The sequence below is a fragment of the Streptomyces sp. S3(2020) genome (genome assembly GCF_013044505.1).
In the GTDB taxonomy this organism is placed as follows: Bacteria; Actinomycetota; Actinomycetes; order Streptomycetales; family Streptomycetaceae; genus Streptomyces.
In genome coordinates, this window is record NZ_JABERD010000037.1 from 14,658 (window position 1) to 37,821 (window position 23,164).

Sequence of the window (23,164 nt, forward strand, 5' to 3'; positions counted from 1 at the left end):
CGAGAGATCTCCCATGAGTACGTTGCCGGATGACGCGGTGATGGTTCTCGACCGTGACGGAGCGCTGACGGCCTTTCGGTCCACGAGCGTGGCAGAGGAATGGCTTGAGGCACTCGACGTCGCGGACGACGAGTACCCGGAGGAGAAGACGGAACGGGCGGCCAGGGACGTGCTGGAACGGCAGGTCGCCGCCTACTGGGATCGGCAGGGACGGGGTCCGGGCGACGCGCCTGGAATCGCGGAGACGGCAGTGCTCCTGCTGCAGGCGTAGGTGGCACGCGGAGACGGCCGGGGCCGCCACCCCCCACAGGAGAGGCCCCGGCCGTCGCGCGGCACGGGCCGCGCGGCGACCCGTACTTCCTACAGCGCCATGGATGCGTTTTCTGTCACACCCGGGGGAGTACCCGCCCCGTCACGAGGTAGTTGCATCTTGTACGGACATGGACGAGCAGCGGTTTCAGGTCGTAACGTGCCTTTCGCGCCGAGCGCGGAAGCGAGAGATCACCGCAATCGCAGGCGGCCTCGGGGCCGCGACCATCGACTGAGGAACCATGCGTGCTGGGGGATGACGCGGAGCTGACCGCCGCGGTGCTTGCAGCACAGGACGGGGACGAGACCGCGTTCCGGACTGTGTACCGCGCCGTGCACCCACGGCTGCTCGGATACGTCCGGACGCTGGTCGGCGAGCCGGACGCCGAGGACGTCGCCTCCGAGGCGTGGTTGCAGATCGCGCGGGACCTGGAGCGGTTCAGCGGGGACGCGGACCGCTTTCGCGGCTGGGCCGCCCGTATCGCCCGTAACCGCGCCCTGGACCACATACGTATGCGCGGCCGCCGCCCCGCCATCGGCGGCGACGAGACCGAGCTGACCGGGAAGGCCGGCGAGTCCGACACCGCGGGCGAGGCCATCGAGGCGCTGGCCACCGACAGCACCCTCTCCCTCATCGCCCGTCTTCCGCAGGACCAGGCCGAGGCCGTCGTGCTGCGGGTGGTGGTGGGCCTCGACGCCAAGACCGCCGCCGAGACGCTGGGCAAGCGGCCGGGGGCCGTACGGACCGCAGCGCACCGGGGTCTGAAGAAGCTCGCCGAACTGCTCGGCGCCGATCTGGAGGCGGACGGTGTGCTCGACGCGCTCCCGCCCCAGCGAGAGCCGCACACGCGTGCGGTGTCGTCCGCGAGTGTGACGCATACGCGTCCGCGGACGCAGAAGGACATGTGATGGCCGACAAGCAGTACGGGTGGCTGGACCGCGAAACGGCGGAGCGTTTGCTGCGCGGCGAGTCACTGGACAACGCTGTCGATGCCGCCGCCCGCGACGACGCCGAGCGCCTGGCCAAGACCCTCGGCGCACTCTCCGTCGAACCCCCGATGAGCAGCGCCGAACTCCCCGGCGAGGCCGCCGCGCTGGCCGCTTTCCGCAAGGCCCACGCGGACCGCGCCCCGGCTGCCGCCGCCCTCCACGCATCCTCCGCCACCTCCGGCCACACCCCCTCCACCGACGCCGGACTCATCCGTATCGGCGTCCCCGGCCACCGCACCCCGCCTCCCCGGCACCGGCGGCCCGTGCGGCTCGGGCTGGCTGCCGTGGTCGCCTTCGGGATGGTCGGCGGAGTGGCCGTGGCGGCCGCGACGGGAGTTCTGCCGAAGCCGTTCGGGAAGGACGAGCCGCGGCCCGGTGCCTCGGTGTCGGCCGCCGTGACCCCGGACCGTCCGGTGGTGTCGCCGTCGCCGGACGACGCGGCGCAGGGCGAGCCGTCGCCCGACGGCTCCAGCGGCGCCTCCCCCGATCAAGGCAGCCCGCGTACCGACGCGGGCGCCACGCCGGGCGCCGACCCGGGCTCCGGCGGACACGGCCGTACGGGCGGCTTCGGTGCCTGGTGGGACGGGGCCCCGGCGGCCTGCCGCGACCTGCGCGACGGCAAGCAGCTGTCCACCGACCGCAGACGCGCCCTGGAGGGGCTGGCGGGCGGCTCCACGCACGTCGGGAAGTACTGCAAGGGCGTACTGAAGACCTCGGACGCTCAGGCCGGTCCGGGAGACGACCGCAAGGACTCGGACCAGGACTCGGACAACGACCGGGACGGCGGCGGCGGTCAGGGCGGTGACGACGAAAGCCACGACGGGGCCCCCGGCGGCAATGGGAACGGCCACGGCAACGGCGGCGGCCACCACCCGAACGGGGGCCTCTCCACTCCCGAACCGTCCCCGTCGGACGAGACCACGCTGCAACCGAAACGGGCCGCAGCCGTCCCCGAACCGTCCCCCAACCCCTCGTACTCCGCCCTCTGAAACCCTCTGAACTGCATTTTCGCGGGGCGTTGAACTTTTTCCGCGACGGGTGTGACATTTTCGGCCGCGGCGGCGCTGAGATGAGTGAGCCGACTGGTCATCGGCCGTCGCACAGAGCCGGGGTTCCCCCCGTACTCACGGCTCGTGCACCTCGGCGCGGGCGGGACACGTTCCCCCGGTCCCGCCCGCGCCCCACAGGTCACCAGTACACGACGACCTTGTCGCCACTGCGCACCTCGTCGAACAGCTCCGCGATCGCCGCCTCGTCCCGCACGTTGACGCAGCCGTGCGAGGCACCCGCGTAACCCCGGGCCGCGAAGTCGGACGAGTAGTGCACCGCCTGGCCGCCGCTGAAGAACATCGCGTACGGCATCGGTGAGTCGTAGAGCGTCGAGACGTGGTGGCGGGACTTCCAGTAGACGCTGAAGACGCCTTCCCTGGTCGGTGTGTACTCCGAGCCGAACCGCACCGGCACGGTCATCTCCGTGCGCCCGTCCACCATCCAGCGCAATGTGCGGCTCGACTTGCTGATGCACAGCACCCGGCCGGTCAGGCAGCGCGCGTCCGGCTTGTCGGCCGGCTGCCCGCCCATCAGATACAGCTCCCACTTGCCCGGCTCGTGCGTCATCTTCAGCAGCCGCTGCCAGGTGACGGTGTCGGTCTCGCCGGTCCTCGGCAGCCCGCGCTTGCCCTGGAACCCCTTGACGGCCTCCTCGGTCGTCCCGTCGTACGTCCCCGTCGGCCCCTCGAAGATCCAGGCGACCTGCCGCAGCCGGGCCTGGAGCTCACGGACGTCACGGCCGGTGTCGCCGGGAGCCAGGAGCACCTTGGGCGGGGTCTTCGACGGCTGGGCGCTGGGCTTTTCGTCCTCCGTGCTGGGGGCGGGGGAGCTCTTGGGCAGCTCGATCCGCACCGGGCTCTTCCCGTCGTTCTCCGCCGCCTGCACGGTGCAGCCGCCCACGGCCGCCACCGCCACCAGCGCGGCGATCACTCTCCCCATGCCCTCTGTACGCATCCGCGCCCCCGCCTTCTCACCACCGGTGTCACCAGAGATGGTTTCCCGCGGATGACTGGTTGCGAACAGCGCGGCATTGTTATGAGGAACCCACGGGTCGGTACTCAGCGGGAGGCGGCACACCATGGCGCGCGAGTCGGAGTCCGGACTGCCCATCGCACCGGTCTACGGTCCCGGGGACCTGGACGGCTGGGACCCCGCGGAGAAGCTGGGCGAGCCGGGCGCGTACCCCTTCACCCGGGGCGTCTACCCGTCGATGTACACGGGCCGCCCCTGGACCATGCGCCAGTACGCGGGCTTCGGTACGGCGACGGAGTCCAACGCCCGCTACCGGCAGCTGATCGCCCACGGCACGACGGGCCTGTCGGTCGCCTTCGACCTCCCGACCCAGATGGGCCACGACTCCGACGCCCCGATCGCCCACGGCGAGGTCGGCAAGGTGGGCGTGGCCGTCGACTCGGTCGACGACATGCGGGTCCTGTTCGACGGGATCCCGCTGGACCAGGTCTCGACGTCGATGACGATCAACGCGCCCGCGGCCCTGTTGCTGCTGATGTACCAACTGGTGGCGGAGGAGCAGGGCGTCCCGGCGCGGCAGCTGACGGGCACGATCCAGAACGACGTGCTGAAGGAGTACATCGCGCGCGGGACGTACATCTTCCCGCCGAAGCCGTCGCTGCGGCTCATCGCCGACATCTTCAAGTACTGCCGGACCGAGATCCCGAAGTGGAACACCATCTCGATCTCCGGCTACCACATGGCGGAGGCGGGGGCCTCGCCCGCGCAGGAGATCGCCTTCACGCTGGCCGACGGCATCGAGTACGTCCGTACGGCGGTGGCGGCCGGAATGGACGTCGACGACTTCGCCCCGCGGCTCTCCTTCTTCTTCGTGGCCCGTACGACGATCCTGGAGGAGGTCGCCAAGTTCCGTGCGGCCAGGCGCATCTGGGCTCGTGTGATGCGGGACGAGTTCGGCGCGAAGAACCCCAAGTCCCTCATGCTGCGCTTCCACACCCAGACGGCCGGGGTGCAGCTGACGGCCCAGCAGCCGGAGGTGAACCTGGTCCGGGTCGCCGTCCAGGGCCTCGCGGCGGTGCTCGGCGGCACGCAGTCCCTGCACACGAACTCCTTCGACGAGGCGATCGCGCTGCCCACGGACAAGTCGGCGCGGCTGGCGCTGCGTACCCAGCAGGTGCTGGCGTACGAGACGGACGTGACGGCGACGGTCGACCCGTTCGCGGGCTCGTACGTGGTCGAGCGGATGACGGACGACGTGGAGACGGCCGCGCTCGGCCTGATGCGCAGGGTCGAGGACCTCGGAGGCGCGGTGGCGGCCATCGAGCACGGCTTCCAGAAGAACGAGATCGAGCGCAGCGCCTACCGCATCGCGCAGGAGACGGACGCGGGCGAGCGGGTCGTCGTGGGCGTCAACCGCTTCCGGCTCGACGCGGAGGAGCCGTACGAGCCCCTGCGCGTCGACCCGGCCATCGAGGCCCGGCAGGCACAGCGCCTGGCCCGGCTGCGCGCCGAGCGCGACCGGCGGGCGGTGGACTCGGCCCTGGCGGCCCTGAAGAAGGCCGCCGAGGGCGAGGACAACGTCCTGTACCCGATGAAGGAGGCGTTGCGGGCCCGGGCCACGGTCGGCGAGGTGTGCAACGCGCTGCGGGAGGTCTGGGGGAACTACGTTCCGTCGGATGCGTTCTAGCGTGCGACACTCGCTTTCATGTTCGGCGTCATCGATCTCCCCACCTATCTCGCAGGCCTTGTCCTGATCGTCCTCCTCCCCGGGCCCAACTCCCTGTACGTGCTCTCCGTCGCCGCCCGGCGCGGGGTGCGGTCGGGGTACACGGCGGCGGCCGGGGTGTGGTGCGGGGACGCCGCGCTGATGACGCTGTCGGCCGCGGGGGTCGCCTCGCTGCTCCAGGCCAACGCCGTGCTGTTCGGGATCGTGAAGTACGCGGGCGCCGGGTATCTGACCTGGCTGGCGTTCGGGATGCTGCGGGCCGCGTGGGGGATGTGGCGGACGCGGGGGGAGACGGCCGCGGCCGTCCCGGAAGGGGGCGTCGCCCATGAGCGGCCCTTCCGGCGTGCGCTGGTCGTCAGCCTCTTCAACCCCAAGGCGATCCTGTTCTTCGTCGCCTTCTTCGTGCAGTTCGTCGATCCGGGGTACGCCTATCCCGCGCTGTCGTTCGTCGTGCTCGGCGTGTTCGCGCAGGTGGCGAGTGTCCTCTACCTCAGTGCGCTGATATTCAGCGGGACGCGGCTGGCGGAGGCGTTCCGGCGCCGGAGGCGGTTGTCGGCGGGGGCGACGTCGGCGGCGGGGGCGTTGTTCCTCGGGTTCGCGGTGAAGCTGTCGCTGGCCGGCAGCGTGTGACCTAGTGTGACCAGAGGCCCAGGCGCTCCATGTACGCCCTGAGCCCGTCGGCCGTCGTGCCCGCCCAGCCCACATAACCGTCCGGGCGTACCAGGAAGAGGGCCGTTCCGTACGACTCCTGTGCCTCTCCGCGTACGACCCTGACCGCCCCCGGCACCTCCGGCGCCTCGCTCCCCACCGCCACCAGCGTCCAGTGCGGCCCCCGGAACGCGTCGAAGAGCCGTGTCCCGCCCAGCAGCCCGTCCGGAGCCCGGTCGCCTGCCCGTAGCCCGGTCACCGTCCCCCGGGACTCCTGGGTGAGGGTCGAGTCCCGGTACCCCAGCCCCAGCTGACGGGTCGCGTCACCGCGCCGGACCTCGCCGCGGTGGACGCCGGCCGACAGGCCGAGCATGTCCGCGGCGATGGGGCGCCGCTCCTCCTCGTAGGTGTCCAGCAGCGTCGCCGGGGCGTCGCCCCGCAGGACCGCGCCCAGCTTCCAGCCAAGGTTGTAGGCGTCCTGGACGCTGGTGTTGAGCCCCTGGCCGCCCGCCGGGGAGTGGATGTGGGCCGCGTCGCCCGCGAGGAAGACCCTGCCCGCGCGGAAGCGGTCCGCGAGGGCCATGCGGGGGCGGAAGTCGGAGGCCCAGCGGACCTCCGTGACGTCCGAGGGGTCGAGGTGGGAGCGGGCGGCGACCACCTTGCGGACGCCGTCCGTGGACACGTCCACCGCCGTGTCCGCCGGGAACTGGGCCGCGACCTGGAAGTCCTCGGTGCCCGCGAGGGGGCAGATCGCGAGGAAGCCGTCGCCCTCCCCGCTCGGCGGGAAGACATGCCAGTGGTCGCGGTCCAGGCCGGTCAGGCGTACGTCCGCCACCAGCATCGGCTGCGGGTCGACCGTCTCGCCCGTCATGGCGATGCCGAGCGCGCGCCGCACCGCCGAGCGGCCGCCGTCCGCCGCCACCAGATACCGGGCGCGGATGTCCTCGCCGTCCGTGAAGCGGGCCGTCACGCCCTCCTCGTCCTGGGTGAGACCGGTCAGCTCGCGTCCGAAGGCGACCTCGCCGCCGAGCTCGGTCAGCCGCGCCCCCAGGATCCGCTGGGTCCGCCACTGCGGCACCATCCACGGCTCGTTGTAGGGGGAGTCCTCCGTCGCCTCGGCCGGGTCGAACATCTGGTGCTCGCCGACCCGCTCGCCGTTCTGCCAGACCATCCCGACCGGGTAGCCGCCGCCGGCGGCGTGGATCGCGTCGAGGACGCCGAGGTCGTCGAAGACCTCCATGGTGCGGGGCTGGATGCCCTTGCCCCGTGAGCCGGGGAAGAGCTCCCCGGCCTTCTCCACCACCAGGGCGTCCACCCCGCGCCGGGCCAGGTCGATACCGAGGGCGAGGCCGGTCGGGCCCGCGCCGACGATCAGTACGTCCGTATTCACGCGAATCTCCTTAACGCTGTTAAGTGCCGTCGCCCATGAGCGTGCCCTTAACGGCGTTAAGCTGTCAAGCGTGACTACGGAACGACGCGCCCCCCTCGACCGCACCCGGGTCGCCGACACCGCCCTGAGGCTCCTCAACGAGACGGGCCTGGACGGTCTGACCCTGCGCGCCATCGCCAGAGAACTCGACGTCAAGGCACCCGCCCTGTACTGGCACTTCAAGGACAAACAGGCGCTGCTCGACGAGATGGCGACGGAGATGTACCGCCGCATGGTCGCCGGGACCGCCCTCGACGCCGCCGACACCTGGCAGGAACGGCTGCTGAAGGCCAATCGCGGGCTGCGTGCCGCCCTGCTCGGCTACCGCGACGGCGCGAGGGTCTTCAGCGGCTCACGCTTCACGAGCCTCGTGCATGTGGAGGCCATGGAGGACAACCTGCGCTTGTTCACGTCCGCGGGCTTCACTCTCGCCCAAGCGGTCAGGGCCTCGTCGACGACGTACCTCTACACCCTCGGCTTCGTCATCGAGGAGCAGGGCGTCGAACCTGTGCCGGGTGAGCGCCGCGAAGGCTACGACATCGACGAACGCGCCCGCCTGATGGCCGACTTTCCCCTGTCGGCGGCGGCGGGCGCGGAGATCTTCGCGGACTACGAGAGGCACTTCGAGGAGGGGCTGGGGCTGGTGATCGCGGGAATCGAGGCGAGGTACGTCAAAGGCGCCGGGTGAGGTCGCGCCCCGAAAGGGGCGCGGGGAACTGCGCGACCAGCCACAAGGGACCCGCGGCCGAGGCGAGGCGGCACTTCAGGGCGCGCGACCTCGGAGGAGATCACCGAACTCGGCGCCTCGATCACTCTGCTGGGAGAGGGAGGCGTACGACTTCGCGGTCTCGGAGCTCCAACAGGTCCCCCGGCTCATCCTGCCGTTCGAGGAACCAGGTGAGCAAAACCTGGTGCCCGCGCTGAACGTCCGGTGAACAACCTCAGCGAGCCTTGGCCAAGGCCGAACGCAGCTTCGGGGTCAGGGGCTTCTCGACGTACCGGTTCATCAGCCAGGCCAGCAGCAGCATCGAGGCCACCGTCAGCGCGAACGTCTCCGCGGACGGCAGTCCGAGCCCGATGTGCAGCGCGTGGATCACCACCCAGCCGAGATGCTCGTGGACCAGGTAGAAGGGGTACGTCAGCGCCCCGGCCACCGTCAGCCAGCGCCAGTTCACCCGGTTCAGCCAGCCCAGCGCGATCGCGGTGACGGCGAGGAAGCCGAAGGCGACGACGGCCACGATCCCGAGGGTGGTGCGGTGCGCGAAGGCGTTCGGGTCGGCGGCGTTCCACAGACCGCGGACCGCGTAGTGCTGGCCGATCAGGAAGCTGACGGCGACGATGCCCCACGCGTAGACGTCCCGCCGGTCCCGGTGGACGAGGTACAGGCCGACACCGCCGATGAAGAAGGGCGCGTACTCGGGCATCAGCACGATGTCGAGCAACGGCTCCTTGGAGGCCTGGGCGATCGCCGCGGCCAGCGTCCAGCCCGCGCAGAACATGACGACCCGCCGCCGGGAGGCCCCGGGCAGGACCACGCACAGCGCGAACAGGACGTAGAAGCGGACCTCCGCCCACAGCGTCCAGCACACGCCCAGCACCCGGTCGACGCCCAACGGCTGCTGAAGCATCGTCATGTTGACCAGGGCGTCGCTCGGCGCGACCGCCTTGAAGGCGACCATCGGCAGCGCGAAGACCGCCGTGACGAGCAGGACCGCCACCCAGTACGCGGGCAGCAGCCGGGACGCGCGGGACGCGAAGAACGACTTCAGCGGTCTGCCCCAGCCGCTCATGCAGATCACGAATCCGCTGATCACGAAAAAGACCTGCACACCGAGACAGCCGTAGGCGAAATACCCGCTCAGCGTCGGGAACTGGTCTTTCGGGGAACTCCCCCAGGCCGCGGTGACCTCGCCGCCCCGGCCGCCGTAGTGATAGGCCGCCACCATCAGCGCGGCCACCAGACGCAGTCCGTCCAGGGCTCTCAGACGGGTCTCACGGGGAGCGGTCCGGTCCGGCCGCCGGGGCGTCTCGATCACCTGGCGGACCGTCGTCGTGGTCACGGATATCCCCTCGATACAGCTGTTCCTACGGATGCACACAGGGACATTAGTCCGAATCACAGGGATGTCTTGGCCGGCGAGCCAACGATTGGCCGCACGGTCCCGGTGAGTTCACCTGAATGTCGTTTTGGCTTCCTAAATTCGCTCAGAATCCCCCCGTGCAAGCGGTAAAGCCCAAGAACTCGCCTCAGCTTTGGTAAGAAGACAAAACAGGAGTGCCATGACGACGGTCCAGAAGAGACGTGCACGTGCGCGTGGAGGGGAGCTGGACGACTGCCTGCGCGCCTGCGCGGTGCACAGCGGAAAGGTCGTCGGCAGCATCGACCGGCGCCGCGTCGAACTCGCCGAGCAGCTGCGCAAACTGCTCGTCGCGTGGGGCACGACCGCCACGTCCGCCTCCGGTCCCGCCCCGGCCGGCGGCGCCACCGCCCTGCTCAAGCGAGCCGTCAAGGGTGCCGCCACCCCGGCCTCCGCCATCCCGGGCGAACTCCTCGACGCGCTGCTCGCCGTCGCCAACAAGGCGCTCGAATGCGGCTACGACGACGAACTCGACCTCGCCCTCGTCATCAGCGACACCGTCCTCGCCCAGCGCAGGAACTCCCGCGCCGGCTGGCGGCTGCGCGCCCGGCTCCTGGAGGCCCTCGGCGAGGAGACCGAGGCCGTCGAGGCGTACGAGAAGTACCTCGCCCTCACCGACGACGACGGCTTCGGCGTCCGCGCCAAGATCGCCGGTCTGCGGGTCGCGGCCGACAAGGAGCGGGAGTTGCTGGCACTGCTGAAGCGGCAGAGCCCGCGTGCCGCGGAGTTCACCCGCCGCCCCGCCACCGACGTCTGGGCCGAGGGTCTGGCCGCCCACGCGGTGGGGGACTGGACCGAGGCCGAGCCGCGCCTCGTGGGAGCGCTCCTGACGCTGGCCGCCGAGGGCGCCCCGGTCGCCGACCGGCAGGAACTCCTCAGCCAGTACCTGGACCTGCGGACCACCGAGTCGACGGACCTCGCCGCCCTCACCGAGGCCCTCGCCCTCTACTCCGAGCAGCGCCGCAACCGGATGCGCGGCCCCGTCGCCGACCCCACCGTCGGCGGAGTGCAGTGGATCAGCCTCGGTGAGTTCCGCAACCGGATCGCCGGGAAGTCGATCTGTCTGATCGCCAACTCCGGGCGCGTCGGCGCGAGTTCGATGGGCGCCGAGATCGACGCGTACGACCTCGTCGTGCGCTTCAACTCGTACCGGATCGACCCGAAGCACACCGGCAGCCGCACCGACATCCACGCCACCATCCACAAGCACGGCTTCAACTGGGACCAACAGGTCGACACCCGGCTCGTGTTCGGCGGTATCTCCGGCGACTGGAAGTACTCGCTGCGCAACCGGCTCGTCCCCGGCGCCCAGGCCTTCCTCGGCGACGAGTCGCTGCGCTGGCCCGTGCGCAACATCGGCAGGCTCTCCACCGACGTCTGGTCCGGCATCCCCACCACCGGCTTCAACATGCTGTACCTGCTGGACTTCCTGGACGTCAGCCCGACCCTGGACCTGATCGGCTTCGACTTCTACGAGAGCGGCGCCTACCGCGTCCAGGAGGCGATGAAGCTCGCGATCACGTCCGTGCACGAGTACACCAGCGAGAAGGCATGGGTCATGCAGCGGGCCCAGAGCGTGACCGACATGAGGATCTCCCTGCGATGACCCAGACCACTCTCACCGCGGCCCCCGCCACCGACGCCCACGCGCTCACCGGCAAGCGCCGCATCGCCTTCGCGTCCTACGTCGACGAGAACTACCTGCCCGGGTTCCTGACCCTCCTGCGCAGCCTCGCGCTCTCCAACCCCGGCGTGTGCGAGGACTTCGTCGTCCTCTACGACGATCTGCGCCCCGGCTCGATCGCGCGGATCCGCGCCCTGCACCCGCGGATCGTCCTCAAGCGCGTGGGCGACACCCACTACGACTCGTACAAGAAGGGCGACCAGGACAACTACCTGGTCCGCAAGGCGTACTTCATCCTCGACGTGTTCAGGATCCGCGAGTACGACACGATCATCACCCTCGACACCGACATGGTCGTCCTCGGCGACCTCGGTGAACTCCTGCGGCTGCGCGAGGGGCTGGCGGCCGTCCCGCAGTTCTTCTACGGACAGCACAAGCTCAACTCGGGGCTGCTCGTCATCCAGCGCGAGTACCTGAGCGACGAGTTCTGCGCCAGGCTCGACCGGTGTGGCCGCAGCGGCGACTACGAGCTCGACAAGCACGACCAGGGCATCCTCAACGCCGTCCTGGACGGCGACTTCGTGCGCGTCGACCCGCGCTACAACTTCGTCAAGCGGCGCCTGTCCGGCGACCTCCCGGTCCCCGAGGACACCGCGATCCTGCACTTCACCGGCCGCCACAAGCCCTGGCAGGGCGGCGAGGCCGGGTACAGCCAGGCCGAGGACCGCTGGCGCGAGTTCGAGCTGTCGGACGCCGACTTCCAGGCCGCCTACCTCGCGTCGAACGGTGGCCTCCACCACGACCTGGTCGTCCACTTCGGCACCCCGCACGTCAAGCGCACCGGCGATGTCGAGGTGGCCCGCAAGGTCGCCGCCGCGCACATCGCGTCCGGCGACTACCAGGACGCCGTCGACGTCCTCACCAGCGTCCGGATCCCGCTCGACGAGGCCTGGCCGCACGAGGTCCTCGGCCACGCCCTGATGAGCGTCTCCCGCCACGAGGAGGCCAAGGCCCAGCTGCTCCTCGCCACCGCCGCCCCCAACCGGGCCGCCACGGCGTACGCCCGCCTCGCCCAGATGGCGTGGGTGCACGGCGACAACACGGAGTCCCTGAGGCACGCCACCGCCGGTATCACCGTCGACCCGACCCACCGCTCCAGCCGGCTGTGGGCGCAGCGCGCGGCCGCCGTGCCCGCGCAGGAGCGGGGCAGCGCCGAGGACCAGCTCGCCCACGTCGCCTTCTACATGGACCGGCAGGGCAACGCGGGCGACAAGCTCCTCCCGGAGACCGTCCGGCTCGCCTTCGGCCCCGACGTCACCTCGCGGCGCTGGCACTCGGTCCACGCCCACCGCCTCTTCGACGAGGCCGCGTTGGAGCGCGTCAACGCCCGCCGGGGCCTGGTCATCGGCGGCGGAGGGCTCTTCATCCCGGACACCATGCCCAACGGCAACAGCGCCTGGCAGTGGAACGTCCCGGACGGGCTCCTGAACCGCATCGACGTACCGATCGCGGTCTTCGCCGTGGGCTTCAACGCCTTCGACGGCCAGTCCTACCGTGCGAACCGCTTCCGCGACTCGCTCCTCCAACTCGTCGAGCGCTCCGCCTTCTTCGGACTGCGCAACCACGGCTCGATCGAGAAGGTCCGCGCGATGCTGCCGTCGCACCTGCACGACAAGGTGCGCTTCCAGCCCTGCCCCACCACGGTCATGCGCCAGCTTGTCGCGGGCTGGCAGGACCCGGTGCGGCGCGAGAACACCATCCTCGTCAACGCGGCGTACGACCGCGCGGGTCTGCGCTTCGGCCACGACTACGGCTACTTCCTCGCCCAGATGGCCCAGGCCGTACGGGACCTGGGGGAGCTCGCCGAGGTGCAGTGCGTGGCGCACTCGCTCGACGACGAGAAGATCGCCTTCGATCTGCGCCGCGAGCACGGCATCTCGCTGCCGGTCATCCCGATGTACGACTTCGAGAACGACCAGATCCGCGAGCTGTACGCCCGCACCAAGCTGGTGATCGGCATGCGCGGCCACGCCGGGATGATCCCGTTCGGCGTCGGCACGCCCATCATCAGTCTGATCTCGCACCCGAAGATGGCGTACTTCCTGCGGGACATCGAGCGCCCGGAGTGGGGCGTCTCGGTCCATGACCGCCACCTCGCGGCCCGGCTGGTCGAGCGCTCCAAGGAGCTGCTCGCCGACCACGCCAAGACGGTCGCCGACGTCCACGGCCGCCAGCAGGAACTGTGGAAGGTCACCGAGGCCAACGCGGCCGACCTCCGGGTGATCCTGGGGGGTTGAGGGACCGCGGGCCCCCACGGCACAGGGGGCCCGCACCTCACTCGTCCGGCAGGTGCTCCAGCACCAGGTCGACGGCCTCCCGCGCCGTCGTCACCCGTCCCACCGACTCCTGCCGGGACGGGCCCATCACGAAGTAGGTGCCCCCGTACTCGGACAGGACGAAGGGGATGTCCCAGGTCCACGGCTGCTCCGTGGTACGGCTGAAGTGCAGCTCCCCCATCCCGACCCAGGGGAACCGGCGCCGCAGCCGGGGTTCCGCGTAGGCCAGGTCCAGCAACTCCGGCCGTACGCGCCCGTCGTCCCGCGCCTTCTGCCAGCCCGCCTCTATTGCCGCGTCCGTGTCCATGGGCCCATCATGCGACAGCTCAGCGGCCGACGGCCTTGTGCAGCAGCCGGGTGAGCTTCGAACCGCCCGGCTGCTCCTTCCCGTACGCCTTCCGCAGCTGCTCGAAGTGGTCGGCGCGGGTGCGGCTCAGATACTCGTCCGAGGTCAGCGGCCTGGCGATCGACCAGGCCCGCCGGTGCTGGCCGTCGTAGTGGGCGACGTACGCCTTGGACAGTTCGAGGACGGACTTGAAGGGGATGCCGCCGGTGTGGTCGCGGTCGATCCTCTCCTGGACGGCGGAGATCAGGGCGAGCTTCTCGTCGACCGTGTAGTCGTCGTCGGTGACGCGCTTGAGGACGTCCGCCGGGATCGGCTTCGTCACCTCGAAGGCGAGGGTGGAGCGGATCGGCGGCCCGGCGATCTCGATGTACGGCAGCAGGGCGCCCGTGCTGTGGTGCAGCCACGGCAGCCGGGGTCCGGCGAAGTCCTGGTGCAGGACGACCGTGCCGGGCCGCATCCGGGTCAGGAACCGCTCCGACACACACCGGAACACCCGGGCCGTCTTGGCGATGTCGATGTGCAGGAACTCCACGGGGCTGGTGTCCCCGGGGTCCGAGGTCTGCCACAGATCACCGGCGTGGATCTCCAGGAACGGCAGGAAGGGCTCCAGACGCCCCTTGAAGTCGTCCAGGAAGGAGTTGTCGTCGGCCGGTTTGTGACCGGAGTCGAAGAACTTCTCCGAGGCGAAGGTGCCCTTGCCGACCCGGAAGAAGTCGTAGGCGTGCAACCGCCCGCTCTTCCGGTCGAACACGGGGCTCTCGCTCAGGCCGAGCCCGAGCGCGTACGTCGATCCGCCGCCCCCCGAACCCAGTTCGACGATCCGGTCCCGGCCCGTGAGGTGATGCCGGCCCACCAGGTACAGGAACTGGAGCTCCCAGGTGCTGCACTGGGTGTAGGGCAGGTTCTCCGGCAGCGTGACGCTGTCGAAGAGGGAGTAGAGCCGGCCGAGCTTCGTCATGAGTGCCTCACGGGATTCGGATAGGCGGTGCCCGTGATCCTAGGGACACGGACACCGCTTCACCATTGAATCAACGGAGTAGCTCGATGGTTGGGCTGTATTTCCACGGCCTTTCCGGGGAGTTCATCCCTCATTCGCTCAGCGCTTCACGGCCTTCCTCAGGGCCCGCGCCTGTCGTACGACCCGCCGCGCCGTGGAGTTGTGCGGCAGGAACGCCAGCCGCTCCGGGATACCGCCGGGCAGCCCCAGGGACGTGAGGCGCTTCTTCCGGAAGTACCGCCGGGTGCGCGGGCGCAGCCGCTCGGCGAGGTACTTCTCCGCCGTCCCGCGCCGGCCCGGGTAGATCCGGTCCTGCATGGTGAACCCGACCGCGGTGACCAGAGCGTTCAGCTCGTCCGCGGGCAGCGGGTCCTCGCCGTCCCGCCGCTCCAGGTCCGGCAGCACCGCGTCGGCCAGCACCGCCGGGACCCGGTTGCTGTTCTGGTACGGCGTGAGCCGGTCCAGGAGCGGCCCGGTGCCGATACGGGCGACGGGAAGCCCGTAGAAGACGGACGCCGTGAACAGCGCCGTCGAGAAGCAGCCGACGACCAGCCCCGGCCGTGCCCTCTCGAACAGCACCTCGGCGAGGACGGGGGTGTCCAGGACCGTCAGGTCGACGCCCAGCTTCCCGGCCTCGGTCTCCAGGACGCGGCTGAAGCGGGCCGGTGCGGTGGGGTGCGGTTTGAAGACGATGCTGCGATGCCCGCGCTCGACCGCGCCGCGCATCATCCGTACGTGCAGTTCCTCCTCCTCCCCGGCGGAGAGGATGTTCAGCGCGGACAGGTACTGGCCAAGCAGCAGCGCCGAGTTCTCCGGCAGCGCGGGCAACTCCGGTACGGCCTCGCCGAGTTCGCCCAGCACCTTCAGGAACGCGCCCGTCGGCACGACCTGCGCGGGCACGTCGAACTCGGTCAGCAGCATCGGCGTGAGGCCCGGCACCAGGTCCAGGTGGAGCAGCCGGCGCACGCGCGTGCCGACCAGCGGGTCGAGCTTGTTGCGGGTGGGGCCGTAGCTCATCAGGCCGTCCGCGTAGACATGCACGGGGGCGCCGGTGAACAGCTGGGCCACCGTGAGCGCGGGGGTGACCTGGATGGACTCCAGGACCAGCTCGACACGGTCGTCGCCGAGGCCCCACAGCAGCCGCAGATAGCGCTCGAAGAGCGGGATGTCGTCGGTGCGCGGTGTCCAGGAGCCGGGGTGGAAGGGGTGGATGGCCTCGTTCCACGACAGCACGCCGTCGAAGTGGTCGCGCAGCGGGTCGAAGCCGGGCATCTCGTCGAGAGCCGGAGTGGTCTCCGGGGTCGCCGCGTTGTTGAACACCAGCAGCACCCGCCGCTCCGCCTCCTCGAAGAGGTCGGACTCGATCGCGGCGGCCAGGGTGGCCACCCCGTACAGCGTGGAGGCGCAGAAGATCTGGGTCGTACGACGAGTGGCACGAGCACTGTTCGGGGACATCAGGCGGCCGCCTTCGCTGTGGTGACCCGGCGCCGCAGCCGCCGCAGTCTGGACGAGCGGCGCAGGTCCATCGTGTCGAGCACGTCGCCGAGGGCGTCCTGCGGCATCCGCTTTATGGCCGCCGCGCTCAACGCCTGGAGCTGCTTGGCCACGCCGGGCTCCCACTTGGCCTCGTCGGAGAGGTGGTGGGCGATGATCGCGCAGTAGGTGCGCACCGCCTTCGGGAGCAGCCGGGCGGCGTCCCGGTCCGTCGCCGTCTCCTCGACGACCTGGTCGAAGGCGCGGATGAAGTCCAACTGGCGGGCGTCGCCGATCTGGGTGAGCGAGGAGGCCACCCCGCGCCGGTAGAACACCCCGAGCAGGCTCACCACGGCGAACGACTCCGCCTCGCGGTGCAGCTTCCAGATCCACGGCCGGTCCTCGGCCGTGCGCAGCCCGTCGGTGAAGTGCAGCAGGCCCTTGTCCAGGAGCCGGCGGTGGTAGGCGCCGGCCCACGCGTACGCGTAGTCCACGGAGGTCGTCCGGTCGGCGGGCAGGATCGCCTCGCGCGGGTTCAGCACCTCCCCGCGCAGACCCACCGGCGCCCGGTGGACGGACCGGGCGCGGGCGGTCGCCTGCACATGGTCGGTGCGGATGAAGTCGCAGCCCAGATCCTCGATGGCCGCCACCAGTTCGGCGAGATAGCCCGGCGCGAGCCAGTCGTCGCCGTCGAGGAAGGTGAGGTACTCGCCCGTCGCCGCGTCCAGTCCGGTGTTCCGGGCGGTGGCGAGACCTCCGTTCTCCTCATGGCGGATATATCTCACCTGTGCGACATCCGAAAGCGACTCGGCCGCCCGTTCGAGAATGGCCGGTGTTTCATCCTTGGATTTGTCGTCGACGAGGATGAACTCGAAGTCGCTCCGGGCGTTGAGCCGCAGAGTTCTGAGGGTGTCCGGGGCGTATTGCTGCACGTTGTAGAACGGCACGATCACGGAAAGCTTTGGCACCCGCGAAACGCTAGAAGGCCGCTCGGCAGGGGAACTGGACGGTGATCGTACGGGGGGTGAACTCAATGTGTCGGAACGGTGCATCCCCTGTACTTCCCGGGCTTCGGCGAGCCAGTTCGGCTCTCGGTGGGCTGTTGTTAACTTTTCGTTGATTCGCGGTTGGGCCATACCTAGGAATTGCTTCCTAGCGTCTTGGACGTGCCAGCAAGTACGCCAGCAACCACAACGACGCCGACGCGAATCGCGGTCCTAGCGGACTCGGACACCCGCTGGAAATGGGGTGCCCTCACATCTCATCGCATCGCCCCGCGCGAGGATGCGCAAGGGCCCCTCGCCCTCAGCGGTTTCCTGCTGCGCGGACGCGCCACCCCCACCCCGCGCCAGCTGGCGGAGGTCGGGGTGCCCGCCGACTCGCTCCGGGAGGTCACGTCCGTCGAGTTCCTGCGCGCCATGGCGGAGGAGCCGTACGACATCGTGGTCATCGCCCTCGTCGGCGGCGGCGTCCAGGCCATGCTGCACGGCCTGAAGCGGGTGTGGGAGGGCCGCTCCGAGCGCCCTGTCGTCGTCACCGGCTACGTCGGTGTCGTCTACGAGAAGCTCGCCGACGGCCTGCTGCTGAGGCACGGCGCGGACCTGGTCCTCGCCAACTCCCGCCAGGACGCGGACCGTTTCCGGACCGTGTACGAAGGGGTGGGCGCCGACGCCTCGTCGGTCACGGAGGTGGCGCTGCCGTTCCTCGGCGGGGCCGCGTACGAAGGCGAACACGACCCGTACACCGTCGTGTTCGCCGTCCAGCCCTCCGTCCCTGACAGCCGCAAGGACCGTACGTATCTCCTGAACCGGCTCATCCAGCACGCCCGGCTGCATCCCGAACGCGAGGTGCTGCTGAAGCTGCGCTCCAAGCCCGGCGAACACACCACGCACATCGAGGAGCAGCCCTACCAGAAGCTGGTCCAGAAGCTCGATCCGCCGGCCAACTTCCGTCTGGTGTACGGGAACATGGGCGAGGTCCTGGACCGTACGGATCTGCTGGTCACGATCTCGTCGACGGCCGCGCTGGAGTCGCTGCACCGGCGGATCCCCACGGTGGTGCTCACCGACCTGGGTGTGCGCGAGGTGCTGGGCAACCACCACTTCGTCGGGTCCGGGTGCCTCGCCTCCTGGGACCAGCTGGACGCGGGGTACCTGCCGGCGGCTGACCCGGAGTGGGTTTCCCGGCAGGGTGTCGCGGCGGACGGATCGTACGGGACCGCGTTCGATGCTGCGCGGGAGCGGATCGCGAAGCTCCTCGGGGGTGACCGGCCGCCGTTGACGCCGTATTACACACCCGCCACCGCGCGGGGCTATCTGCCTGGCATCCTCGCCCGCCATCATCTCGGCCCCGACGGCAGTCCATTGCCGGGGGCTCCCGCTGCTGACAGGGAGCCCGGGCCTGTGCGGCAGATCGTGCGGCGGGCCGCGCGGGGGGCGTACCGGCACGGGGTGCAGCGGGTGGCGCCGGTCATCCGGCGGATGGGGGAGCTGTGAGCGCCTTCGAGAGTGCCGCGATGGGTCGCTTCGCGGCTGCGGCGCCGTCCGGGCTGGTCGCGCAGTTCCCCGCGCCCCTAGGGGGCGGCTTCGCCGACCCCCTCCCTACCTCTGTGAACCCTGCACAAGGAGTGCGACCCATGTCCGACTCCCCGGCGGTGCGTCGTGTGCTCGCCGTCATTCCTGCCCGCGGTGGCTCCAAGGGTGTGCCCGCGAAGAACCTCGCCCCCGTCGGGGGCGTGCCGCTGGTGTCCCGGGCGGTGCGTGAGTGCCTCGCCACCCGGCTGGTCACCGATGTCGTCGTCTCCACCGACGACCAGGCCATCGCCGCCGCGGCCCGCGAGGCCGGTGCCGAGGTCGTGCTGCGGCCCGCCGCCATCGCCGGGGACACGGCGACCTCCGAGGCCGCGGTGCTGCACGCGATGGACACCCACGAGGCGCTGCACGGGGCGGCGGTCGACGTGGTGGTGTTCGTGCAGTGCACCAGCCCGTTCCTGGTCCGCGAGGACATCGACGCGGTGGCGGGCGCAGTCGTCGAGACCGGTGCCGACACCGCGGTGACCGTGGCCCCCTTCCACGGCTTCGTCTGGCGCGACGAGGCCGACTCCGCCGAGGAGAGCGGCGGCTTCGGCGTCAACCATGACAAGTCCTACCGCCCGCGCCGCCAGGACCGCCCCCAGGACCTCCTGGAGACCGGCGCCGCCTACGCGATGGACGCGGCCGGCTTCCGCGAGCACCAGCACCGCTTCTTCGGCCGCACGGAGCTCGTACGCACCGACGCCGCGCGCGTCCTGGAGATCGACGACCCGCACGACCTCGCCAGGGCGCGGGCGCTCGCGCCCCTCTTCGACGCCGACCGGCCCGGCGCCCTTCCCACCTACGACGACATCGACGCCGTAGTCCTCGACTTCGACGGCACCCAGACCGATGACCGGGTGCTGATCGACGCCGATGGAAAGGAGTTCGTCTCCGTGCACCGCGGAGACGGCCTCGGCATCGCCGCCCTGCGCAACAGCGGTCTGGAGATGCTGATCCTCTCCACGGAGCAGAACCCGGTCGTCGCCGCCCGGGCCCGGAAGCTCAAGCTCCCGGTCCTGCACGGCATCGACCGGAAGGACCTCGCACTCAAGCAGTGGTGCGAGGAGCAGGGCATCGCGCCCGAGCGCGTGCTCTACGTCGGCAACGACGTCAACGACCTCCCGTGCTTCGCCCTCGTGGGCTGGCCCGTGGCGGTCGCGAGCGCCCACGACGTGGTACGCGGCGCCGCCCGTGCGGTCACCACCCTCCCCGGTGGCGACGGCGCGATCCGAGAGATCGCCAGCTGGATCCTCGGCCCCTCTCTCGACTCCCTCAACAGGTAAGGAACGTTCCCCTCATGTCTGTCAACTCCCGTCTGCGCACCTTCGGCACCGAGCGCATCGCCGGCCCCGGCCAGCCCGTCTACATCTGCGGCGAGATCGGCATCAACCACAACGGCGAGCTGGAGAACGCGTTCAAGCTCATCGACGTGGCCGCCGAAGCCGGCTGCGACGCGGTCAAGTTCCAGAAGCGCACCCCCGAGATCTGCACCCCGCGCGACCAGTGGGACATCGAGCGCGACACCCCCTGGGGCCGCATGACCTACATCGACTACCGCCACCGCGTGGAGTTCGGTGAGGACGAGTACCGCCAGATCGACGAGTACTGCAAGGAGAAGGGCATCGCCTGGTTCGCCTCCCCGTGGGACACCGAGGCCGTCGCCTTCCTGGAGAAGTTCGACATCCCCGCCCACAAGGTGGCGAGCGCGTCCCTCACGGACGACGAGCTGCTGCGCGCCCTGCGCGCCACGGGCCGCACGATCATCCTGTCCTCGGGCATGTCGACGCCGAAGCAGATCCGCCACGCGGTCGAGGTCCTGGGCAGCGACAACATCCTTCTCTGCCACGCCACTTCGACCTACCCGGCGAAGGCCGAGGAGCTCAACCTCCGCGTCATCAACACCCTCCAGGAGGAGTACCCGAACGTCCCGATCGGCTACTCCGGCCACGAGACGGGCCTCCAGACCACGCTGGCCGCCGTCGCGCTGGGCGCCACCTTCGTCGAGCGCCACATCACCCTCGACCGCGCGATGTGGGGCTCCGACCAGGCCGCCTCCGTCGAGCCCCAGGGCCTGACGCGCCTGGTGCGCGACATCCGCACCATCGAGGCCTCCCTCGGCGACGGCGTCAAGAAGGTCTACGACTCCGAGCTCGGCCCGATGAAGAAGCTGCGCCGGGTCTCGGGCGTCGTCGCCGAGGCGGAGATCGCCGCGGCCGCGGGCGAGCCGGTCTCGGTCTGAGGTCGAACCCTTTAGGAGACGGTCGTACGTCGATGAGCCGCCGCGCCGGGTCCACCGGCAGCAACTCCACTCTCGCGTTCGTCGAGAGCCCGGTACAGCTCCTGAACGTGCTGGAGTGGGCGCATGCCCACGCACCCGGCGCGGGGCTCACCGTCGTCGTGCTGTCCCCGACCGACCCCATGACCCGCGGCCAGCTCCGCCGGATGGCCGAGCTGGCCAGGGACGAGGGTCACGCGGTCCGCTGGGAGGAGGCCCGGGGCGGCCCCGCGGCCCCCTTCCAGACCATCGGCGGCCTCGCGGGCATGCTCCGCAGGGCGGACCGGGTCGTCCTGGGCGACCCCTTCTCCCGCTACGTACAACTGCTGCTGACCATCACCCGGGCCGCCGACCTGGTCGTCGTGGACGACGGCACGGCCACCATGGAGTTCGTCACCCAACTCGCCCGCGGCGAACGCCTGGTGCGCTGGCACCGCAAGGGCGGCCGGCCCGGCCCCCGCGACCTGGTCTTCGCGCCGGTGTCCTCCTCGGCCCGCCGGCGCCTGACCCCGAGCGAGCGTCGCCGGGTGCAGATCTTCTCCTCCATGCCGATGGAGGAGACCCCGGCGGGCGTGACCGTCTCGCCCCACACCTTCGCCTGGACCCGCGCCCGCTTCGGACCGCCCCGCATCACCAAGGGCGCCGACATGGTCGGTACGTCCCTGGTGGAGACGGGCGTGGTGGACGGCGACCGCTACCTGGAGGCCGTCCGCTCGCTCGCCAAGGCGCACGGCACCACCCGCTACTTCGCCCACCGCCGCGAGAGCACGGACAAGCTCCACCGCCTCGCGGTCGAGACGGGCCTGGAGATCGTCCGCCCGGACCTCCCGCTGGAGCTGATCGCCCGCCGCGGCCCGATCGGCCGCACCATCCTGAGTTTCCCCTCGACCGTCGTGCACACCCTGCCCCTGGCCCTGGTGGGCACCGACGTCCGCGTCGCGGTCTGCGACATCGACCCCGACTGGCTCACGGAGACCGCCTCCCCGCGCGCCCAGGGCTTCCTGTCCGGCGTGACGGGCAAGGCGAGGGACGTGCACCGGCTGTCTTCGGTCACCGCGGTGTGAGCCCGCCGCGCGCCCTGTCAGCCCTCCTTGCGGGCGAGCAGAAAGGCGCGCGGCCGCACCTCGCCCTCCTGTGCCTCGCGTACGACCCGGCTGTACAACCGGAAGCCCGCCTCGCCGAGCCGCTCGGCGACGGCGTCCGGGTCCCGCCAGTAGTAGTCGAGCGCGATCTCGTGCCCGAACCGCTCGGCGAGGTGCAGACGTTCCTCGGCACCGGTCTGGAAGGCGAGGAGCAGCTGCCCGCCCGGCTCCAGCACCCGGTGGAGCTCGGCGAACGTCGCGGGCAGATGCCCGTCGGGGACGTGGATGATCGAGTACAGGGCGGTGATCCCGCCCAGCGTCGCGTCCGGCAGGTCCAGGGCGGTCATCGACCCCACGTGGAACCGCAGGCCGGGATGGTTGCGCCGGGCCAGCTCCACCATCCGGGGCGAGACGTCGACGCCGAACACGGGCAGGCCCAGGCCGTGCAGCAGCGCGGTCACGTGCCCGGGTCCGCTGCCGAGGTCGGCGACGGGGGCGCGGGTGCCGCTCGCCCGGACCAGCTCGGCGAAGGCACCGAAGAGCGCGCGCTCCAGGACCAGGCCGTCCAGACCGTCGGCGGGGAACCGCTGGTCGAAGTCGTCGGCGATCGTGTCGTACGAGGTGCGGGTGTTCCGTATGAATTCCGGGGTCTCGGCGGTCACGGGCCGCACCCTAGCGGGGCCTGTCGTCCGTCAGGTGTTCGTCGGCCGTCCAGGTGAAACCCGACAGGGAGCCGGGCGGGGAGTCCTCGGCGGTCACCGACGGTCGCCGGCGGCGGATCAGCCAGACCGCCGTCGCGAGCAGCCAGCCCGCCAGGAGCATGATCACCAGCATGGCCAGGAGCAGGCCCGTCGTCCCGAGGAGACCGACTCTCGCCAGCAGCCCCGGGATGTGCTCCTCGCCGCAGCCGCACGCCTGCCAGTCCTGTACCCCGTGGATCGCCATACGGGAAGCCTGCCCGCCGCCGGCCCGGCCGTCGCTCCGCGTGGCGGAAAAGTCACGCGGCGGTGATGATTCCGGGACCGGAACAAGCGTCTCAGTGGAGGCGGGGTGGATAACCGGGGCTGTGCGGTCCCGACAGGTGAACAGAGCCGACGGGGCGGGCACCGCGCGTGGTATCCGTGGAGGGAGGAGTGGATGAGTGACGGATGTGGCCGGATGTCCACGGTCGGTCCCTCTCCGCGGATTTCATGATC

At 70.6% G+C, this 23,164-nt stretch carries 21 protein-coding genes; 12 read left to right on the forward strand and 9 right to left on the reverse strand.

Annotated features, from left to right (window positions below; genetic code table 11):
- The first annotated feature begins 13 nt into the window (after window positions 1-13).
- The 3 genes from HLK59_RS14845 (at window position 14) to HLK59_RS14855 (ending at window position 2,288) form a co-directional block, all read left to right on the forward strand.
- On the forward strand, window positions 14-271 hold the full coding sequence (locus HLK59_RS14845) for a hypothetical protein (protein ID WP_171141884.1): 258 nt from the start codon (window positions 14-16) through the stop codon (window positions 269-271).
- Window positions 272-555: 284 nt separating this feature from the next.
- Entirely contained in the window at window positions 556-1,218 is a 663-nt protein-coding gene (locus tag HLK59_RS14850; protein ID WP_171141885.1) for an RNA polymerase sigma factor, read from the forward strand.
- Entirely contained in the window at window positions 1,218-2,288 is a 1,071-nt protein-coding gene (locus HLK59_RS14855; RefSeq protein ID WP_171141886.1) for a hypothetical protein, read from the forward strand. The genes HLK59_RS14850 and HLK59_RS14855 overlap by 1 nt, the downstream gene beginning before the upstream one ends.
- A 199-nt stretch (window positions 2,289-2,487) precedes the next feature.
- On the opposite strand, the gene HLK59_RS14860 is transcribed toward HLK59_RS14855, so the two are convergent.
- Window positions 2,488-3,288, reverse strand: coding sequence for a L,D-transpeptidase family protein (locus HLK59_RS14860; RefSeq protein ID WP_171141924.1), 801 nt, complete (start codon window positions 3,286-3,288; stop codon window positions 2,488-2,490).
- A 139-nt stretch (window positions 3,289-3,427) separates the two neighbouring features.
- Here HLK59_RS14860 and HLK59_RS14865 point away from each other — a divergent pair, with 139 nt between their 5' ends.
- Window positions 3,428-5,008: a methylmalonyl-CoA mutase family protein gene (locus tag HLK59_RS14865; RefSeq protein ID WP_171141887.1), complete on the forward strand. Its 1,581-nt coding sequence runs from the start codon at window positions 3,428-3,430 to the stop codon at window positions 5,006-5,008.
- Between the two features lie 18 nt (window positions 5,009-5,026).
- Window positions 5,027-5,677: a leucine efflux protein LeuE gene (gene leuE / locus HLK59_RS14870; protein ID WP_171141888.1), complete on the forward strand. Its 651-nt coding sequence runs from the start codon at window positions 5,027-5,029 to the stop codon at window positions 5,675-5,677.
- 1 nt (window position 5,678) lies between these two features.
- Here leuE and HLK59_RS14875 read toward each other — a convergent pair whose 3' ends face one another.
- Window positions 5,679-7,085: an FAD-dependent oxidoreductase gene (locus HLK59_RS14875; protein WP_171141889.1), complete on the reverse strand. Its 1,407-nt coding sequence runs from the start codon at window positions 7,083-7,085 to the stop codon at window positions 5,679-5,681.
- 70 nt (window positions 7,086-7,155) lie between these two features.
- On the opposite strand from HLK59_RS14875, the gene HLK59_RS14880 reads away from it, so the two are divergent.
- Complete coding sequence (locus HLK59_RS14880; protein ID WP_171141890.1) at window positions 7,156-7,812, forward strand: TetR/AcrR family transcriptional regulator C-terminal domain-containing protein; 657 nt, start codon at window positions 7,156-7,158, stop codon at window positions 7,810-7,812.
- 253 nt (window positions 7,813-8,065) lie between these two features.
- Here the strand turns inward: HLK59_RS14880 and HLK59_RS14885 are convergent, their stop codons facing one another.
- Window positions 8,066-9,160, reverse strand: a complete 1,095-nt coding sequence (locus HLK59_RS14885) for an acyltransferase (RefSeq protein ID WP_346779731.1) — start codon at window positions 9,158-9,160, stop codon at window positions 8,066-8,068.
- Between the two features lie 244 nt (window positions 9,161-9,404).
- Here HLK59_RS14885 and HLK59_RS14890 point away from each other — a divergent pair, with 244 nt between their 5' ends.
- Window positions 9,405-10,868, forward strand: coding sequence for a glycosyltransferase family 29 protein (locus tag HLK59_RS14890; RefSeq protein ID WP_171141892.1), 1,464 nt, complete (start codon window positions 9,405-9,407; stop codon window positions 10,866-10,868).
- The gene (locus HLK59_RS14895; protein WP_171141893.1) at window positions 10,865-13,183 is read left to right on the forward strand and encodes a glycosyltransferase; all 2,319 of its coding nucleotides are present in this window, start codon (window positions 10,865-10,867) and stop codon (window positions 13,181-13,183) included. The genes HLK59_RS14890 and HLK59_RS14895 overlap by 4 nt, the downstream gene beginning before the upstream one ends.
- A 37-nt stretch (window positions 13,184-13,220) precedes the next feature.
- Here the strand turns inward: HLK59_RS14895 and HLK59_RS14900 are convergent, their stop codons facing one another.
- The 4 genes from HLK59_RS14900 to HLK59_RS14915 form a co-directional block, all read right to left on the reverse strand.
- Window positions 13,221-13,529 carry a DUF6193 family natural product biosynthesis protein gene (locus tag HLK59_RS14900; protein WP_171141894.1) on the reverse strand — a complete coding sequence of 103 codons (309 nt, stop codon included), beginning with the start codon at window positions 13,527-13,529 and terminating at the stop codon, window positions 13,221-13,223.
- Between the two features lie 19 nt (window positions 13,530-13,548).
- Window positions 13,549-14,526, reverse strand: a complete 978-nt coding sequence (locus HLK59_RS14905) for a hypothetical protein (protein WP_171141895.1) — start codon at window positions 14,524-14,526, stop codon at window positions 13,549-13,551.
- Between the two features lie 138 nt (window positions 14,527-14,664).
- Window positions 14,665-16,020, reverse strand: coding sequence for an alpha-2,8-polysialyltransferase family protein (locus HLK59_RS14910; protein ID WP_171141896.1), 1,356 nt, complete (start codon window positions 16,018-16,020; stop codon window positions 14,665-14,667).
- Window positions 16,020-17,006 (reverse strand): glycosyltransferase family 2 protein, encoded by a 987-nt coding sequence (locus HLK59_RS14915; RefSeq protein ID WP_171141897.1) that lies wholly within the window; start codon window positions 17,004-17,006, stop codon window positions 16,020-16,022. The genes HLK59_RS14910 and HLK59_RS14915 overlap by 1 nt, the downstream gene beginning before the upstream one ends.
- A gap of 198 nt (window positions 17,007-17,204) precedes the next feature.
- On the opposite strand from HLK59_RS14915, the gene HLK59_RS14920 reads away from it, so the two are divergent.
- From HLK59_RS14920 to HLK59_RS14935, 4 genes are all read left to right on the forward strand, one after another.
- A complete protein-coding gene (locus HLK59_RS14920) occupies window positions 17,205-18,533 on the forward strand; it encodes a DUF6716 putative glycosyltransferase (protein ID WP_171141898.1) in 1,329 nt (442 codons plus the stop codon).
- 140 nt (window positions 18,534-18,673) lie between these two features.
- On the forward strand, window positions 18,674-19,894 hold the full coding sequence (locus tag HLK59_RS14925; RefSeq protein WP_171141899.1) for an N-acylneuraminate cytidylyltransferase: 1,221 nt from the start codon (window positions 18,674-18,676) through the stop codon (window positions 19,892-19,894).
- Window positions 19,895-19,908: 14 nt separating this feature from the next.
- Entirely contained in the window at window positions 19,909-20,850 is a 942-nt protein-coding gene (locus HLK59_RS14930) for an N-acetylneuraminate synthase family protein (RefSeq protein WP_171141900.1), read from the forward strand.
- A 32-nt stretch (window positions 20,851-20,882) separates the two neighbouring features.
- The gene (locus tag HLK59_RS14935) at window positions 20,883-21,950 is read left to right on the forward strand and encodes a hypothetical protein (protein WP_171141901.1); all 1,068 of its coding nucleotides are present in this window, start codon (window positions 20,883-20,885) and stop codon (window positions 21,948-21,950) included.
- Window positions 21,951-21,967: 17 nt separating this feature from the next.
- Here HLK59_RS14935 and HLK59_RS14940 read toward each other — a convergent pair whose 3' ends face one another.
- Both HLK59_RS14940 and HLK59_RS14945 read right to left on the reverse strand, forming a co-directional pair.
- Window positions 21,968-22,630 (reverse strand): class I SAM-dependent methyltransferase, encoded by a 663-nt coding sequence (locus tag HLK59_RS14940; protein ID WP_171141902.1) that lies wholly within the window; start codon window positions 22,628-22,630, stop codon window positions 21,968-21,970.
- Between the two features lie 10 nt (window positions 22,631-22,640).
- Window positions 22,641-22,913 (reverse strand): hypothetical protein, encoded by a 273-nt coding sequence (locus HLK59_RS14945; RefSeq protein ID WP_171141903.1) that lies wholly within the window; start codon window positions 22,911-22,913, stop codon window positions 22,641-22,643.
- Window positions 22,914-23,164 lie beyond the last annotated feature (251 nt).

Excerpts from the sequence above, each read along its gene's own strand:
- HLK59_RS14910 (WP_171141896.1), bottom strand. The coding sequence starts at position 16,020 with ATGTCCCCGAACAGTGCTCGTGCCACTCGTCGTACGACCCAGATCTTC.
- leuE (WP_171141888.1), top strand. The coding sequence starts at position 5,027 with ATGTTCGGCGTCATCGATCTCCCCACCTATCTCGCAGGCCTTGTCCTG.
- HLK59_RS14925 (WP_171141899.1), top strand. The coding sequence starts at position 18,674 with ATGTCCGACTCCCCGGCGGTGCGTCGTGTGCTCGCCGTCATTCCTGCC.
- HLK59_RS14865 (WP_171141887.1), top strand. The coding sequence starts at position 3,428 with ATGGCGCGCGAGTCGGAGTCCGGACTGCCCATCGCACCGGTCTACGGT.
- HLK59_RS14855 (WP_171141886.1), top strand. The coding sequence starts at position 1,218 with ATGGCCGACAAGCAGTACGGGTGGCTGGACCGCGAAACGGCGGAGCGT.
- HLK59_RS14860 (WP_171141924.1), bottom strand. The coding sequence starts at position 3,288 with ATGGGGAGAGTGATCGCCGCGCTGGTGGCGGTGGCGGCCGTGGGCGGC.
- HLK59_RS14895 (WP_171141893.1), top strand. The coding sequence starts at position 10,865 with ATGACCCAGACCACTCTCACCGCGGCCCCCGCCACCGACGCCCACGCG.
- HLK59_RS14930 (WP_171141900.1), top strand. The coding sequence starts at position 19,909 with ATGTCTGTCAACTCCCGTCTGCGCACCTTCGGCACCGAGCGCATCGCC.
- HLK59_RS14890 (WP_171141892.1), top strand. The coding sequence starts at position 9,405 with ATGACGACGGTCCAGAAGAGACGTGCACGTGCGCGTGGAGGGGAGCTG.
- HLK59_RS14935 (WP_171141901.1), top strand. The coding sequence starts at position 20,883 with ATGAGCCGCCGCGCCGGGTCCACCGGCAGCAACTCCACTCTCGCGTTC.
- HLK59_RS14845 (WP_171141884.1), top strand. The coding sequence starts at position 14 with ATGAGTACGTTGCCGGATGACGCGGTGATGGTTCTCGACCGTGACGGA.
- HLK59_RS14905 (WP_171141895.1), bottom strand. The coding sequence starts at position 14,526 with ATGACGAAGCTCGGCCGGCTCTACTCCCTCTTCGACAGCGTCACGCTG.
- HLK59_RS14900 (WP_171141894.1), bottom strand. The coding sequence starts at position 13,529 with ATGGACACGGACGCGGCAATAGAGGCGGGCTGGCAGAAGGCGCGGGAC.
- HLK59_RS14945 (WP_171141903.1), bottom strand. The coding sequence starts at position 22,913 with ATGGCGATCCACGGGGTACAGGACTGGCAGGCGTGCGGCTGCGGCGAG.